14 protein-coding genes and 1 pseudogene are annotated in these 14,422 nt (G+C 68.5%); 11 read left to right on the top strand and 4 right to left on the bottom strand.

Annotated features, from left to right (window positions below; all coding sequences use genetic code 11):
- The first annotated feature begins 23 nt into the window (after window positions 1-23).
- The 3 genes from LDO15_RS21785 to LDO15_RS21775 all read left to right on the top strand — a co-directional run bounded on the left by LDO15_RS21785 (window position 24) and on the right by LDO15_RS21775 (window position 2,322).
- Window positions 24-752 carry a 3-oxoacid CoA-transferase subunit A gene (locus tag LDO15_RS21785; RefSeq protein WP_223982376.1) on the top strand — a complete coding sequence of 243 codons (729 nt, stop codon included), beginning with the start codon at window positions 24-26 and terminating at the stop codon, window positions 750-752.
- 1 nt (window position 753) lies between these two features.
- Entirely contained in the window at window positions 754-1,446 is a 693-nt protein-coding gene (locus tag LDO15_RS21780; RefSeq protein ID WP_223982374.1) for a 3-oxoacid CoA-transferase subunit B, read from the top strand.
- Between the two features lie 72 nt (window positions 1,447-1,518).
- Entirely contained in the window at window positions 1,519-2,322 is an 804-nt protein-coding gene (locus LDO15_RS21775; RefSeq protein ID WP_223982372.1) for an IclR family transcriptional regulator C-terminal domain-containing protein, read from the top strand.
- Window positions 2,323-2,440: 118 nt separating this feature from the next.
- On the opposite strand, the gene LDO15_RS21770 is transcribed toward LDO15_RS21775, so the two are convergent.
- Complete coding sequence (locus LDO15_RS21770; RefSeq protein WP_223982370.1) at window positions 2,441-2,629, bottom strand: hypothetical protein; 189 nt, start codon at window positions 2,627-2,629, stop codon at window positions 2,441-2,443.
- Window positions 2,630-2,847: 218 nt separating this feature from the next.
- Between LDO15_RS21770 and LDO15_RS21765 the strand changes: the two genes are divergently transcribed.
- The 8 genes and pseudogenes from LDO15_RS21765 (at window position 2,848) to LDO15_RS21730 (ending at window position 11,844) form a co-directional block, all read left to right on the top strand.
- Window positions 2,848-3,852, top strand: coding sequence for a diacylglycerol kinase family protein (locus LDO15_RS21765; protein WP_223982368.1), 1,005 nt, complete (start codon window positions 2,848-2,850; stop codon window positions 3,850-3,852).
- A 238-nt stretch (window positions 3,853-4,090) separates the two neighbouring features.
- Window positions 4,091-5,161 (top strand): Gfo/Idh/MocA family oxidoreductase, encoded by a 1,071-nt coding sequence (locus LDO15_RS21760; protein WP_223982366.1) that lies wholly within the window; start codon window positions 4,091-4,093, stop codon window positions 5,159-5,161.
- Entirely contained in the window at window positions 5,158-6,153 is a 996-nt protein-coding gene (locus LDO15_RS21755; RefSeq protein ID WP_223982364.1) for an NAD-dependent epimerase/dehydratase family protein, read from the top strand. The genes LDO15_RS21760 and LDO15_RS21755 overlap by 4 nt, the downstream gene beginning before the upstream one ends.
- Window positions 6,150-7,334: a DegT/DnrJ/EryC1/StrS family aminotransferase gene (locus LDO15_RS21750; protein ID WP_223982362.1), complete on the top strand. Its 1,185-nt coding sequence runs from the start codon at window positions 6,150-6,152 to the stop codon at window positions 7,332-7,334. Before LDO15_RS21755 ends, LDO15_RS21750 begins: the two co-directional genes overlap by 4 nt.
- Complete coding sequence (locus tag LDO15_RS21745; RefSeq protein WP_223982359.1) at window positions 7,327-7,983, top strand: NeuD/PglB/VioB family sugar acetyltransferase; 657 nt, start codon at window positions 7,327-7,329, stop codon at window positions 7,981-7,983. Before LDO15_RS21750 ends, LDO15_RS21745 begins: the two co-directional genes overlap by 8 nt.
- Window positions 7,984-7,987: 4 nt before the next feature.
- Window positions 7,988-8,374: pseudogene (locus LDO15_RS21740) on the top strand (VanZ family protein); the annotation flags it as partial.
- A gap of 129 nt (window positions 8,375-8,503) precedes the next feature.
- Entirely contained in the window at window positions 8,504-9,100 is a 597-nt protein-coding gene (locus LDO15_RS21735; protein ID WP_223987627.1) for an acyltransferase, read from the top strand.
- A 14-nt stretch (window positions 9,101-9,114) separates the two neighbouring features.
- Complete coding sequence (locus LDO15_RS21730; RefSeq protein WP_223982356.1) at window positions 9,115-11,844, top strand: WecB/TagA/CpsF family glycosyltransferase; 2,730 nt, start codon at window positions 9,115-9,117, stop codon at window positions 11,842-11,844.
- A gap of 9 nt (window positions 11,845-11,853) precedes the next feature.
- Here the strand turns inward: LDO15_RS21730 and LDO15_RS21725 are convergent, their stop codons facing one another.
- The 3 genes from LDO15_RS21725 to mscL all read right to left on the bottom strand — a co-directional run bounded on the left by LDO15_RS21725 (window position 11,854) and on the right by mscL (window position 14,168).
- Window positions 11,854-12,651 (bottom strand): ACT domain-containing protein, encoded by a 798-nt coding sequence (locus LDO15_RS21725; RefSeq protein WP_223987625.1) that lies wholly within the window; start codon window positions 12,649-12,651, stop codon window positions 11,854-11,856.
- Window positions 12,652-12,866: 215 nt separating this feature from the next.
- The gene (locus tag LDO15_RS21720; protein WP_223982353.1) at window positions 12,867-13,460 is read right to left on the bottom strand and encodes a DinB family protein; all 594 of its coding nucleotides are present in this window, start codon (window positions 13,458-13,460) and stop codon (window positions 12,867-12,869) included.
- Between the two features lie 207 nt (window positions 13,461-13,667).
- Entirely contained in the window at window positions 13,668-14,168 is a 501-nt protein-coding gene (gene mscL / locus LDO15_RS21715; RefSeq protein WP_223982350.1) for a large conductance mechanosensitive channel protein MscL, read from the bottom strand.
- Window positions 14,169-14,422 lie beyond the last annotated feature (254 nt).

The raw sequence follows: 14,422 nt of genomic DNA, 5'->3' as shown, positions 1-14,422 counted from the left end.
GCCGGCCTAAGGAGAACACAGCCATGCTGAATTTTATTGACACGGTCGGCGAGGCCGTCGCCGGCATCAAGGACGGCTCCACCGTCATGATCGGCGGCTTCGGCAACGCCGGCCAGCCGTTCGAACTGATCGACGCGCTGCTGGAGTGCGGCGCCACCGACCTGACCGTGGTGAACAACAACGCCGGCCAGGGCGACCAGGGCCTGGCGCTGCTGATCAAGGAGGGCCGGGTGAAGAAGATGATCTGCTCCTTCCCGCGGCAGTCCGACTCCTGGCACTTCGACACCAAGTACCGTGCCGGAGAGATCGAACTCGAACTCGTCCCGCAGGGGAACCTCGCCGAGCGGATCCGGGCCGCCGGCGCCGGAATCGGCGGGTTCTTCACGCCCACCGGGTACGGCACCATGCTCGCCGAGGGCAAGGAAACCCGCTTCCTGGACGGCAAGTGGCAGGTTTTCGAGACCCCCATACACGCCGACGTCGCCCTCATCAAGGCCCTCACGGCCGACGGCAAGGGCAACCTCGTCTACCGCAAGACCGCCCGGAACTTCGGCCCCATCATGGCCGCCGCGGCCAGGCACAGCATCGTCCAGGTCTCCGAGATCGTCCCCACGGGCGCCCTGGACCCGGAGGTCATCGTGACCCCCGGAATCTACATCAACAGCATCGTCCGTATTGATTCCAGCAGTAGCGCCATCGGCAAGACAGGAGCCGGCAAGACAGAAGCCGGCAAGACAGAAAGCGTGGCCTGAGATGAGCATCCAGTCCAACAGCCAGGCCGATATCCAGGCATCCGGGACGCCGCTGGGCCGGGACGACCTCGCCCGCCTCGTGGCCCGCGACATCGCCCCCGGATCCTTCGTGAACCTCGGCATCGGCCAGCCCACCCTGGTCTCGAACTACCTCGAACCCGAGCAGAACATCACGCTCCACACCGAAAACGGCATGCTCGGCATGGGCCCGGAAGCCACCGGGGACGAGATCGACGGCGACCTCATCAACGCCGGCAAGATCCCCGTGACCGAACTGCCCGGCGCGTCCTACTTCCACCACGCGGACTCCTTCGCGATCATGCGCGGCGGCCACCTGGACATCTGCGTGCTCGGCGCCTTCCAGGTCTCCGCGACCGGCGACCTCGCCAACTGGCACACCGGAGCCCCCGACGCGATCCCCGCCGTGGGCGGCGCCATGGACCTCGCCACCGGCGCCAAGGACGTCTTCGTCATGATGACCCTCCTGACCCGCGACGGCGCATCCAAGCTCGTGGAGGCGTGCACCTACCCGCTCACCGGGATCGGCTGCGTCACCCGCGTCTACACCGACAAAGCCGTCTTCCTCACCGGACCCGACGGCGTCCGCGTCCGGGAAACCTTCGGCTGCACCCTCGAGGAACTCCAGGCCATGGTCCCCGTGCCGCTGCGGGCCGCGTCCGCGGACGCACGCTGAAGCCCTGCAGGGATAACGTCAGCCGGGATAACGAATGCAGGGATAAAGTGATGCGGGACCGGGAGGCGGTAAATGATTGAGGTAGCCAAGGGCGGCGCGCCCGCGGCCAGCGACCAGTACGTGCAGTCGCTGGCGCGCGGGCTCGCCGTGATCCGCGCCTTCGACACGGATCACCCGAAGATGACGCTGACCGAGGTCGCGGCCCGGACCGACCTGACCCGGGCCACGGCCCGGCGGTTCCTGCACACCCTCGTGGAGCTCGGCTATGTCCGCACCGACGGCAAGATCTTTGCCCTGACCGCGAAGGTGCTGCAGCTCGGCTACGCCTACTTGTCCGGGCTGTCGCTTCCGCAGCTCGCCCAACCGCACCTCGAGGAGCTCTCGCTCGAGCTGGGAGAGTCGACGTCGGCCGCGGTGCTCGAGGGCACCGACATCGCGTACATCGCGCGGGTATCCACCCGGCGGATCATGACGGTCGGCATCACGGTGGGCACCCGGTTCCCCGCCTACGCAACCTCCATGGGCCGGGTGCTGCTCGCGGCCCTCCCGCCGGCGCAACTGGAGGAGTACCTCGCGGCCGCCGAGATCCGGCCCCTCACCCCCGGGGCGATCGGAACCAAGGCCGGCCTCCTGACCGAGCTGGCCACGGTCCGCGCCCAAGGCTGGTGCCTGTTGAACCAGGAACTGGAGCTGGGACTGATGTCTCTTGCCGCCCCCGTCCATGACGGGCCCAAGGTGGTGGCGGCGATCAACGTCTCGCTGCAGGCCCAGGCGGTGTCCGCGGAGCCCGATCCCGAAGCGTACCTGGACACCGTGCGTCAGGCGACCGTGGCCACCGCGGAACTCATCTCCGAGGACCTGACCTCGGGTCGGTGACTCCTCGGGCCCCCGGCACCGGAACAGCTGGCGCCGGAACAGCTGGCGCCGGAACAGCTGGCACCGGAACAAATGGCGCCGGAACGGCCGGCACGGGAACAGCCGGCGCGGCCGGCAGCTAGCCGGCGTCCGAGATGGGCCCCGTTGAAACCCTGATCATGACGCCCGCTGGTTCGTCACTGATTTTCAGGTGCAGGTCCCGGCCCACCAGCAGCGTGTGAATGTCGTCGCTGTCGTCGGGTGCGAGCTGCTCGGCCAGCCGCGTGACGGCAAGTGCCATCGCCCGGCCCCAGTCGTGGGGATCCATACTGGATGATTCAGCCGCCGCTGAATACTTCTCTGGTTCAGTCATCTGTCCCCCGCTTTCGGTGTCCGGGGCGCAGGCTCCGGCACATCACGAAGCCCAGTCTAGTGACAGCGCGGAGCGGACGTCCACGATTCCCGCCGGCCCTGCGGACGTTGCGCCTGCACTGCGGCTAGGATTTCACTTCGGGACCTCTCCCGCCATTCGCCCCGAAGGACGCCATGACAGAGAACAACACCGCGACGCCGGAAACCCCGGAAACCCCGGAAAACCAGGCGACCCCGGAGAACCCGGAGAACCCGGAGAACCCGGAGAACACAGAGTCCCGGCGGGCCGCCGTGGTCATCAACCCCATGAAGTCCCCCGGGGAGAGCTTCCGCGCCTCCTTCTTCCGCCTGTGTGAGACCCAGGGCTGGGCCGAGCCGCTGTGGCTGGAGACCACCAAGGAAGACACCGGGATCGGCCAGGCGCGCGAGGCCCTGGAGGCCGGGGTCGACGTCGTGATCGCCGCAGGCGGTGACGGAACTGTCCGCTGCGTGGCGGAGGTCCTTGCCGGTACCGGAACTCCCATGGGCCTGGTGCCCCTGGGCACCGGCAACCTGCTGGCCCGCAATCTCGGCGTCGACATCACCGACCCCGTGGCCGCCAGCTACGACGTCCTGAGCGGCACGGACGTCAAGGTTGACGTGGTCAAAGCCAGGCTGGACCACGCCGAGGAGGAGCACATCTTCCTGGTCATGGCCGGTCTCGGTTACGACGCCGCCATCATGGCCAATACCGTGGACGAGCTCAAGGACCGCGTGGGCTGGCTCGCCTACGTGGAAGCGGGCATCCGGCACCTGCCGGGCAAACCCATCCGGGCAAAGATCAGCATTGACGGCCAGCACCCCGTGCGGCGCCGGATCCGCAGCGTCATGGTGGGAAACTGCGGCAAGATCATGGGCGGCGTAGAGATCTTCCCCGACGCCAAGGTGGATGACGGCATCCTGGACGTCGTCATCCTGGCCCCCGTCGGCCGGTTGGGCTGGCTGGGCGTGCTGGCAGGCGTCTTCGGCCGGAACAACCCCAAGAACACATCAGTCGAATACTTCGCCGGAAAATCGGCGGAGATCGAGCTCGCCCACGAGCAGGAATTCCAGCTCGACGGCGACCCCCTCGGCAGCGCCAAACACCTCGGTGTCACAGTGGAGCAGGGGGCCCTCACCGTTCGCATGACGGCCGTCTGAGGCCGCCGGCCCGCGGTGGCGGGCGGCCATTCACCGCAGGCCGGCCCACGTGGTGAGTCCGGGTCTAACTGAGTACTACCCGGACGCATCACCGGACGGTCGTTCGCAAAGGCAAGTAATAGGCACTCGTGACGGGGAACCCGGGCACCGGCTTGGATAGGCAGTGGCATCATACCGATGTCGCCGTCTAGCGAACTGGGGGTTGGCTGTGGCGATTCCAGCCGTAGATTCTGAGCTCATGGCCTCTCCGGCCCCTTTGCGGGTCGCCGTCATCGGCGCAGGATACTGGGGACCGAATCTGGCCCGGAATTTCAAGGCTGCCCCCGACTGGGAGCTGGCAGCCATCGTGGACATGGACCGCGTCCGTGCCGCCAGGCTGGCGGCTGCTCACGGTGACGTCGCGGTGTGCGGGTCCGTCGAGGAGCTCCTGGACACGGTCGACGTCGACGCCGTCGCCATCGCGACGCCGGCCCACACCCACCACGGCATCGCCCTGACGGCACTGCGTGCCGGAAAACACGTGCTGGTTGAAAAGCCGCTGGCAGACGGGCGCGCCAAGGGCCTCGAAATGGTCGAGGAAGCCGAGCGCCGCGGCCTGGTCCTGATGGCCGACCACACGTACTGCTACACCCCGGCCGTCCTGAAGATCAGGGAACTGATCAGCGACGGCTCCTTGGGCGACATCCTGTTCATCGACTCGGTTCGGATCAATCTTGGCCTCGTCCAGCCCGACGTGGACGTCTTCTGGGACCTTGCCCCGCACGACTTGTCCATCCTTGACTTCATTCTTCCCGGCGGCCTAAGGCCGGTCGAAGTGTCGGCTCACGGCGCGGACCCCCTCGGTACCGGAAACGCCTGCGTGGGCCACCTGACCTTCGCGCTGGCCGGCGGCGGCATGGCCCACGTGCACGTGAACTGGCTGAGCCCCACCAAGATCAGGCAACTGGTGGTCGGCGGCTCCCGTCGCACCCTCGTCTGGGACGATCTGAACCCGCAGCAGCGGCTCAGCGTCTACGACCGCGGCGTCAGCCTGGACGCACAGTCGCGGTCCGCGGCCGAGAAAAAGGCATCGGCCATCTCTTACCGGCTGGGGGACACCTGGTCCCCGGCCCTGCCCGAACACGAGGCCCTCGGCCAAATGGTGGCCGAATTCGCCAGCAGCATCTGGCAGCGGCGGCCCGCACGGACCAGCGGGGCCGCCGGCCTCCGCGTACTTTCGGTGCTGGAGGCGGTCAGCAACAGCCTCAGCGCGGACGGGCGGCCCAGTGCCGTGACAGGGAACGAATTTCAGCTGGAAGGAAAACGATGAGCACACTGCAGGGGGCCACGGTCCTGGTAACCGGCGGAGCCGGAACCATCGGGTCCACGATTGTTGATCATTTGCTCGCCGCGGGAGCCGGCCGGGTCGACGTCCTGGACAACCTGGTCCGCGGACGCCGGGCCAATCTCGATGAGGCCATGGAAAGCGGCCGGGTGCATCTGGTCGAAGGCGACCTGCGCGACCGGGACCTCGTCCATGACCTCACGCGGGGTAAAGATATCGTCTTCCACCAGGCCGCCATCCGCATCACCCAGTGCGCGGAAGAGCCCCGGCTTGCCCTGGAGGTGCTGGTCGACGGCACGTTCAACGTCCTGGAGGCCGCAGCCGAGCACCGTGTCGACAAGCTGATCGCAGCCTCCAGCGCCTCGGTCTACGGCATGGCGGAGGAGTTTCCGACCACGGAACGGCACCACCACCACAACAACGACACCTTCTACGGGGCGGCCAAGTCCTTCAACGAAGGCATGGCCCGCAGCTTCCGCGCCATGACCGGGCTGGACTACGTGCTGCTGCGCTATTTCAACGTCTACGGGCCGCGGATGGACGTTCACGGCCTATACACCGAAGTGCTGGTGCGCTGGATGGAGCGGATCGCGGACGGCCAGCCGCCGCTGATCTTCGGTGACGGCCGGCAAACCATGGATTTCGTCCACACCCGGGACATCGCCCGCGCCAACATCCTGGCGGCCGGGAGCGAAGTCCGCGAGGGCGTGTACAACGTGGCCAGCGGCGCCGAAACGAGTCTGCTGCAACTGGCTGAAGCGCTGTTGCGGGCGATGGATTCGTTCCTGACCGTGGAGCACGGCCCGGACCGCGCCGTCAACGGCGTCGTGCGCCGGCTGGCGGACACGTCCTCGGCGGCACGCGATCTCGGCTTCACCGCCGAAACCGGACTCGAAGAGGGCCTGCGCGAACTTGTCAGCTGGTGGCGTCCGCTGCGCGGCGAGATCGCCGCCGCCAGGGTGGGCGGTGTGCGATGACCGTCGATCACGACCAGCTCCAAGAGCAGGCGCTGACCCGGATCAATGTCATGAAGCCGTGGCTCGGGGACGAGGAAGCCGCGGCCGTTGCCGACGTGATCGCCTCCGGCTGGGTGGCGCAGGGTCCCCGCGTGGCCAGGTTCGAGGACGCTTTTGCCGCCTCGCAGCAGGCCGGCCACGCCGTCGCCGTATCCAACTGCACCACCGCGCTGCATCTGGCCTTGAAAGTGGCCGGCATCGGGCCGGGCGACGACGTCGTGGTTCCCTCCTTCTCCTTCATCGCCACTGCCAACGCCGCCACCTACGTTGCCGCCCGGCCGGTGTTTGCGGACGTCGAAGCGGACACCGGGAATGTGTCCGCACGGACCATCGCGGCAGCCCTCACACCGGCCACCCGTGCCGTGGTCGTTGTGGACCAGGGCGGGATGCCGGTGGACCTGGACCCGATCCGCGGGCTGTGCGACCCGCTGGGCATCACGGTGCTCGAGGACTCGGCCTGCGGGGCGGGGTCCACGTACCGGGGGCGCCCGGTAGGGGCAGGGGCCGAGCTCGCCGCGTGGTCCTTCCATCCCCGCAAGATCCTGACAACGGGCGAGGGCGGCATGCTGACCACCAGCAACCCGGACTGGGCTGCCCGTGCCCGCCAGCTGCGTGAACATTCCATGAGTGTCTCGGCGAACGACCGGCATGCCGCCCGGCTGGCCCCGGCCGAGGAATATCTGGAGATCGGCTTCAACTACCGGATGACGGATCTGCAGGCGGCCGTCGGGCTGGTGCAGCTTGGCCGGCTCCAGGAGGCCGTCGCCCGCCGCCGCGGAATCGTCGCCGGCTACCGTGCGGCCCTCGCCGACGTCGAAGGCCTGCGGTTCAGCCAGGACCCCGCCTACGGCACCAGCAATTTCCAGTCGTTCTGGTTCGAAGTCCTGCCGGACTTCGGGATGGGCAGGGAGGAACTGCTGGCCCATCTTGCCGAGGACGGCGTCTCGGCCCGGCGCGGCATCATGGCCGCTCACCGGCAGCCGGCCTACGCCCGGCTGGACACCGGCGGCGCCGATCTGTCCGTGACGGAACGGCTCACCGATAACACCATGATTCTTCCGGTCTACCATCAGCTGACTCCGGACGAGCAGTACCGGGTGATCAACTCACTGCGGAGGGCCGGCGGGCGGCATCATGGATGAGCTGCTCCTCATCGCCGCGAGCGGCCTCGCCCGTGAAGTCCTCGCCGCCGTCCGGGAGAGCGGACGGTCCGAGGTCATTGGAATCCTCGACGACGACGCCGGCAAGACGGGAGCGGTCGTGGACGGCGTCCGCGTCCTGGGCCCGGCCAGTGATGCCCTCCGCTATCCGGGAGCCGGCGTGGTGGTCTGTGTCGGCTCCGGCGCCGGGCGCGCCCGGATCGTGGACCGGCTCGCCGGGCTCGGACTCCCGGACCGCAGGTACGCCACCGTTGTCGACTCGCTGGTCCGGATCCCGGACGGATGCGGGATCGGCCGCGGGAGCGTCCTGCTGGGCCATGTCACCCTGACCGCCGGGGTCACCCTGGGCGAGCATGTGGTGGTCATGCCCGGAGTGACGCTGACTCACGACGACGTCGTGGAGGACTTCGCCACGTTCGCGGCCGGGGTGTCGCTGGGCGGCGGTGTCAGAATCGGGCGCGGAGCCTACCTCGGCATGAACGCCAGCGTGCGGGAAGGCGCCTCGGTAGGGGCGGGCGCCACCATCGGCATGGGTGCAGCCGTCCTGGCCGACGTGCCGGAGGACGAGACCTGGGTGGGCGTGCCGGCACGGCTCCTGCGGGCCGGCATTGCGAGCGGAACGGCGGCCTAGTCCCATGGGAAACCGCACTGCAGCCGCGGACCAGCAGAGTTCACCGCGGAACCTTAATCCAAACGCGCGGCACGGAATCCTCGTGTTGCTGACCCTCTACCTGGCGGCTCTTGGCTGCATCGGATTCTGGCCCACCCCGGTGGACCGGCCCCTATCCGGCTTCCTGGACGACGTTTTCGCGGCCCTGCACGAGAACGCGCTGACGGCGGGCATCAACTATGGCGTCGTGGAGGGCACAGCCAACGTCATACTCTTCTTCCCGCTGGGCCTCTTCCTCGCCCTTCTGCTGCCTGTGCGCAGGTGGGGGCTGGCCGCCCTCGCGGGTCTCTTCACGTCTGTGGCGATTGAAGCTGTCCAGTACGTGCTGCTCAGCCAGCGCCAGGCCAGCCTCCGGGACGTTGTGAACAATGCCCTCGGCGCGGTGCTGGGCGCCCTGGTGGTCAGGCTGGCACGCACACGGCCGCCGGCACGCAATCCTCAGCCCGACCCAGGTCCGGGAACCCCCAACGGCAGGAGCGACATGACAACGGTGGCCGACTCGGCAGACGTGGCCGACACCGCCAGCATCGGCGAAGGCACCCGGATCTGGCATCTCTCCCAGATCCGCGAGGGCGCGGTTCTGGGCAAGAACTGCAACATCGGCCGGGGCGCGTACGTCGGACCCGGGGTGCAGGTCGGGGACAACTGCAAGCTGCAAAACTATGCGCTGGTCTATGAGCCCGCCCGCCTGGCCAACGGCGTTTTCGTCGGTCCCGCGGCAGTGCTGACCAACGATCAGCACCCGAGGGCCATCACCCCCGACGGTACGCTCAAGGGCTCCGATGACTGGGTGGCCGTGGGGGTCACCATCGGTGAAGGCGCCTCCATTGGTGCCCGCGCCGTGTGCATCGCTCCCGTCTGCATCGGCGAGTGGGCCACCGTGGCGGCAGGCGCCGTCGTGACCAAGGATGTGCCGGCTTTCGCCGTGGTTGCCGGCGTGCCCGCACGGCAGATGGGCTGGGTGGGTCAGGCCGGGCATCCGTTGAAGCAGGACGATGGCGGAAGCTGGCTGTGCCCGGTCACCGGGCGCCGTTACGTCGAATCCAACGGGCAGCTGCAGCCCGAGAAGATCTCCTGAGGGGGCGATGACTAATGACTGACAAAGTGGTTTTGGGCGGCACCCCCGTGGATCTTGTGGATCCGGAGGCGGCCCTGGACGTCATTCTGGCCAGGGCGGCCGGGCCCGGCGTCCGCCCGCTGGCCGTGGCGTCGGTGAACCTGGACCACCTCCATCATTTCGGCACCGGGGGACGCTGGGCGGGAACCCTGCACGCGGACCCCGCGAGCACGGCGGACTGGCTCTATCTGCTTGACGGCGCACCCCTTGTTGCCCAGTCCCAGCGGCTCACGAAGCGCCGCTGGCCACGCCTGGCCGGCAGCGACCTCGCGGCTCCGCTCTTGGCCCGCGCGGAAGAACGGGGGCTTCGGGTGGGCTTCCTTGGCGGGTCCGAAGAGAGCCACCGGCTCCTGGCGGCCAAAATCGCCCGGGAGCATCCGCGGCTCAAAGTCGCGGGAATGTGGTCGCCGTGCCGGGACGACCTCGCCTCCGCCGTCGCGTCGCAACGGATCGCCGGCAGCATTGCCAGCTCCGCTGCGCAGATCCTTTTCGTCGGCCTGGGCAAGCCCCGCCAGGAGCTCTGGATGGACCGGTACGCAGGGCTCACCGGCGCGGGCGTCCTCCTGGGCTTCGGTGCGGCCGTCGATTTCCTGGCCGGCAGGGTGAGCCGCGCACCGCAGTGGGTGAGCGACCACGGACTGGAATGGGGCTACCGGCTGGCCTTGGAGCCCCGGCGCCTGGCCGGACGCTACCTGGTCGACGGGCCTCCCGCGTACCTCAAGCTCCGGACGCAGTCCTGCACGCTTCCCCCCACCCTCCCTGAACACCCGAGCGCCGGCGTGCCCGCCGAGCGGACCCCCGGCCGTTTCACCGGGCCGGACGGATCGGCGGACGTCGCGGTCGTCGTCGTCACCTACAACAGTTCCCGGGACATCAACGGCCTGCTGACCAGCCTGCGCGCGGAAACGCGGGATCTGACCCTGCGCGTGCTGGTCGCGGACAACTCCTCCCGCGACGGGACCCTGGGGCTGGTCCGCCGCCGTCACCCGGACGTCATCGCCTTCTCCACCGGCGGCAACCTGGGATACTCCGCCGGCATCAACGCCGCCATGCGGCGGGCCGGCGACTCGGCCGCCGTCCTGGTGCTCAACCCCGACCTCCGCGTTGAAGAAGGCAGCCTGAAGACATTGCAGCTTCGACTCCAGGCCTCACGGGCCGGCGCCGTGGTTCCCCGGCTGCTCGATCCCACCGGGGCGCTCAGCCCTACGCTGCGCCGCGAACCAAGCATTACGCGGGCTGTCGGTGATGCCCTTTTGGGCCGGCGCGCTGGCACCCGGCCGGCGTGGCTCGCCACGAGCGACTTCGATGCGGAAAGCTACGCCCACCCCCACCCCGTCCAGTGGGCGACGGGCGCCGCGCTTATGGTGCGGCGTGCGGTGGCAGACGCGCTCCCGTGGGACGAATCGTATTTCCTGTACTCCGAAGAGGTCGATTTCTTCCGGCGGCTGCGGATGCTGGGGGAAACCGTCTGGTACGAACCTGCTGCGACCATGACCCATGTGGGTGGCGGATCCGGCGCGGCGCCGGAGCTGAATGCACTGCTGGCGGTCAACTCCGTCCGCTACGTCCGCAAATACCATTCGGCAGCCTACGCGGCTGCCTTCCACGGCGCCGTGGTGCTGTCCGAGGCTCTCCGGTGCTGGAAGGCCGACCGCAAGGGTGTACTGCGGACCGTCCTGAACGAACACCTCTGGGCCCGCCTGCCGGGGCCCACCTCGCAGGTGAAGGTTGACGACTTCCCGCACGGTGCGGTGATCATCCCGGCCCACAACGAGTCCCAGGTGATCGGCCGGACGCTGGCTCCGCTGGCTCCCCTGGCCGCAGCCGGAGTGATCGACGTGTTCGTGGTCTGCAACGGCTGCGTTGACGACACGGCCGAGATCGCGCGCGGATTCGACGGCGTGAGGGTGCTGGAGATTGAGCAGGCGTCCAAGTCCGCCGCCCTGAACGCCGGCGACGCCGCCGCCACCGTGTGGCCAAGGCTGTACTTGGATGCGGACATCGAGATCACCCCGGCTGCGGTCAGGGACGTACTGGCAGCCCTGGCTCCCGGTGGCCTCCTGGCGGCGCGCCCGGCAGTCCGGTTCGACCTGCAGGAGGCCCATCCGCTGATCCACGCCTACTACGGAACGCGCCGGCGGCTGCCGTCGGCACGGAGCGGGCTCTGGTCGGCGGGCGCCTATGGCCTCTCGGAGCAGGGACATACACGGTTTGCGGAGTTCCCCAATGTGATCGCCGACGACCTCTTCGTGGACCGTCTCTTCACGCCCTCGGAGAAAGCCGTCCTCGACGTGGAACCCGTGGTGGTGCGCCCCCCGCGAACCCCAAGTGCCCAGTTGGCCGTGCTCAACCGGGTCTACCGCGGCAACGCCCAGCAAAACCGCATGGAAGGACGGCGCAGTACGGCCCGCGGAACGCTCAAGGAAGTGGCGCAGTCCATCCACGGCCCGCTCTCCGCCGTCAACGCGGCAGTGTATCTGGGGTTCGCAGTGGCCGGCCGCCGGGGCTCCGTGCCAGCCGGCGGGTGGGAACGGGACGAAAGCAGCCGCCGACCCGCGGCAGCCAGCCACGACCCCCTCAATAGTTCCCACGCCGGCTCTCACAGCGTGTCCGGTTCCGGCCGTACCGGCACGGCCGGTCCGGTACCGGTAACGGGAGCCCGTCCGCTTCAGTCCGGCCCAGCTCCTGCCGCTCCGGTGGGTTAGCGGCTGCCGCTAAGGCCCGGAATGGGACGGCGCTGCCGGCCGGTGCGCCAGGATCTCGGCGAGTTCGGCCAGCCGGTGCGCGCGGGCTGATTCGGCCGGCGTGAACGGCTCGCCGGGCCGGGAGAATGTAATGGGTCCGTGCCACGCCGTGGGAATCTTCAGGAGTGTCCCGTCCGCCGCGGCCGGCGCCAGTTCGGTGTTGCCGGTGCCGGGGCCCGTGACGATCCGGGCCCGCAGAAGTTCCGCGACGGCCAGCGGCAGTTCCTCGGGACTGGCGGCGATCCGGGCGGCCAGGCTCAGCGCCCCTGTCTGGCCGTCGGCCATGGCCAGGGCCGTGGTGGGCCAGACATGCGGATCAGCTCCGCCGCCCGCCCGCAGGGCGCGCAGGAGTTCGGCCTCGCGGACTTCACCCGGTGCGGAGAGCACAAACTCGTCCAGCACGCCGCCAGTCACGGGGTGGACGTGGATGCTGAGGATGTTCGTCTCGAGCCCGGCCAGGGCCTGGGTGAGCTTTTGCAGCGACCCGGGCCTGTCCTTCAGGATGGTCCGGGCCCGCCACAGGGCGGGCGCGGCGACGAGCCGTTTGCGGTGGCGCAGGGCCGGGGCATGCAGCCAGCCCCTGAGCATCCGGGCCGCCGAGGGTTCGGCCACCCAGATCACCAGGATGGTCGCGGTCATGGTCAGAACCAGGACCTTGGCAACATATGGCAGGTGAGTTCCGACCACGGCCGCATGCACCAGCAATTCGATGGGAAGCATCACGGCGATATTGGCCAGGGTCAGCCGCGCCTTGGTCGGTTCGGGCATTTGGCCGCACACCTCGCAGCTCAACTCGGAGGTGGCCGGGCGGTGAGTCTTGCTGTGAGTCTTGCCTGGGGTCTTGCTGTGAGTCTTGCTTAGGGCCTTGCCTGGGGTCTTGCCGTGGGCGTTGCGCGTCATGCTCCCATGATTCCGGCCCGCTGTTTCGGCCGGGTTGCCGCCGGGTGACGGTTTCGGACCGGGCGGGGCCGGAAGGAAGCCCGCTACAGGCCTTGTCCACCCTCCGGGCCGCGGTGCAGCAAGTGGCGGTGCGCATAGAGGTCGCGGAGCAGGGCGATCTCGGCCAGGTGATGGATCATCTCGCGGTTGATGTGCAGGACCAGTGCTGCCATGGGGGCATCGGCGAACGGACCTTCGGCCGGGCCGCAGGGTGCCCCCAACCCCGCCTCGTGGAGGCTCTTCACGCCCTGGATCCACCGGGCGTAGAACTCGTCCAGTTGGTCCAGTGCCAGGGCCGCCGTGTCTGGGTAGGCGAAGTTCTGGTAGTCCACGGCAGGACCGCCAAAGTGCGATGCCGTGCGCGCACCCAGCACGCCGACCAGAATGTGGCACAGGCGCCAGGCAATGGTCGTCACCGGAGCAGGAACGGGCTCCGGGTAGCTGAAATCAATGGTGAAATCACCCGTACCCGGCGCCGTCGGAGGCGTTGAGGCGTCCTTGCGTCGGACACTCCAGCCCGGAACCGGCTCCCAAAAGTACTCGTGGTCAGTCAACCCGGCCAGCCTCGGCCGGGCCTGATGGGCAAAATGCCAGTCCAATTGGTCCACCAGCTCGTGGTTCCAGCGAACATCCGGCACGGTGTTCCTCCTCGGCACCCAGGCCCGAACGGCGGGGGCGTCTAGATCAAAGTACCCCGGACCACCTGCCCGCCATAGGGCATGCAAAGAATGGACGACAAGCGTCCTTGACGGGATGGGCGCCGACTCAGCGGCCACCCCTGCTGCAGGCGCTCCGGGAGGGGGCGCCGTCGCCATGAGTGCCTCCGTGGCACGGCTTCCGGAGCCTTAGGACTCGCGGCGGCTCGCGACTCCGGCAGGGACGGCCGACGGCGTGATCCCGTCCGGGCGCTCCCCGGCGCCGGCGCGGCCGCTGTCGGATTCCGGACCAGCCAGCGTGGCCAGCAAATCGCGGATCTCGGCCAGCAGCGCGGTGTCGGCAGGGATCGGTTCTTCCTCGGGCTCGGCTGCGCTGAGCCGGTTCTTGACCATCCTGTTGATCCGGTTCATGGGGGCCACGAAGATGAAATACACCACCGCGGCGGTGATGAGGAAGGTCAGGAAGGCCGTCACCACGGCGCCGATGTTGACGAACGTCTTATCGTTGCCCGGCCAGACGTAGAAGCCCAGGCCGTGGGTCTCGACGCCGCCGGCGGCAGCGAGGATCGGGTTGACGACGTTTGAGGTGAAGGCGCTGACCAAGGCCGTGAAGGCTGTGCCGACCACGACGGCGATGGACAGTTCGATCACGTTGCCGCGCAGGATGAAATCCTTAAATCCTTTGAGCATGGGGAACCTCCGGGGTGCATTGCTGGCTTGATTCAACCGGTCGACGCTACCACTTCGCGGGCGCCCGGCCGATCCCGATCAACGGATTCCGATGCCGCCGCGGCGCCGTTCGGGCGTAAACTCCGTCGTGGATGCCAACGCCGCCGTCGTAATACCCCGACTGCAACGAAAGGCGCCCGAACCTATGAACAACCGCGCCCGTGGGAGCCTGCCCATGAAAGCATTTCGCCGTGCGCCCGACGCCCTAAGGCCGG

The organism is Arthrobacter sp. NicSoilB8 (assembly GCF_019977355.1).
GTDB lineage: Bacteria > Actinomycetota > Actinomycetes > Actinomycetales > Micrococcaceae > Arthrobacter.
The sequence above is the reverse complement of the archived record's forward strand: the minus strand, read 5'-3'. Positions and strand labels throughout refer to the sequence as shown.

Coding starts and splice junctions, on each gene's coding strand:
- LDO15_RS21745 (WP_223982359.1), top strand. CDS start 7,327: ATGGATGAGCTGCTCCTCATCGCCGCGAGCGGCCTCGCCCGTGAAGTC.
- LDO15_RS21775 (WP_223982372.1), top strand. CDS start 1,519: ATGATTGAGGTAGCCAAGGGCGGCGCGCCCGCGGCCAGCGACCAGTAC.
- LDO15_RS21725 (WP_223987625.1), bottom strand. CDS start 12,651: ATGCCCGAACCGACCAAGGCGCGGCTGACCCTGGCCAATATCGCCGTG.
- LDO15_RS21770 (WP_223982370.1), bottom strand. CDS start 2,629: ATGGATCCCCACGACTGGGGCCGGGCGATGGCACTTGCCGTCACGCGG.
- LDO15_RS21765 (WP_223982368.1), top strand. CDS start 2,848: ATGACAGAGAACAACACCGCGACGCCGGAAACCCCGGAAACCCCGGAA.
- LDO15_RS21755 (WP_223982364.1), top strand. CDS start 5,158: ATGAGCACACTGCAGGGGGCCACGGTCCTGGTAACCGGCGGAGCCGGA.
- LDO15_RS21730 (WP_223982356.1), top strand. CDS start 9,115: ATGACTGACAAAGTGGTTTTGGGCGGCACCCCCGTGGATCTTGTGGAT.
- LDO15_RS21760 (WP_223982366.1), top strand. CDS start 4,091: ATGGCCTCTCCGGCCCCTTTGCGGGTCGCCGTCATCGGCGCAGGATAC.
- LDO15_RS21780 (WP_223982374.1), top strand. CDS start 754: ATGAGCATCCAGTCCAACAGCCAGGCCGATATCCAGGCATCCGGGACG.
- mscL (WP_223982350.1), bottom strand. CDS start 14,168: ATGCTCAAAGGATTTAAGGATTTCATCCTGCGCGGCAACGTGATCGAA.
- LDO15_RS21750 (WP_223982362.1), top strand. CDS start 6,150: ATGACCGTCGATCACGACCAGCTCCAAGAGCAGGCGCTGACCCGGATC.
- LDO15_RS21785 (WP_223982376.1), top strand. CDS start 24: ATGCTGAATTTTATTGACACGGTCGGCGAGGCCGTCGCCGGCATCAAG.
- LDO15_RS21735 (WP_223987627.1), top strand. CDS start 8,504: ATGACAACGGTGGCCGACTCGGCAGACGTGGCCGACACCGCCAGCATC.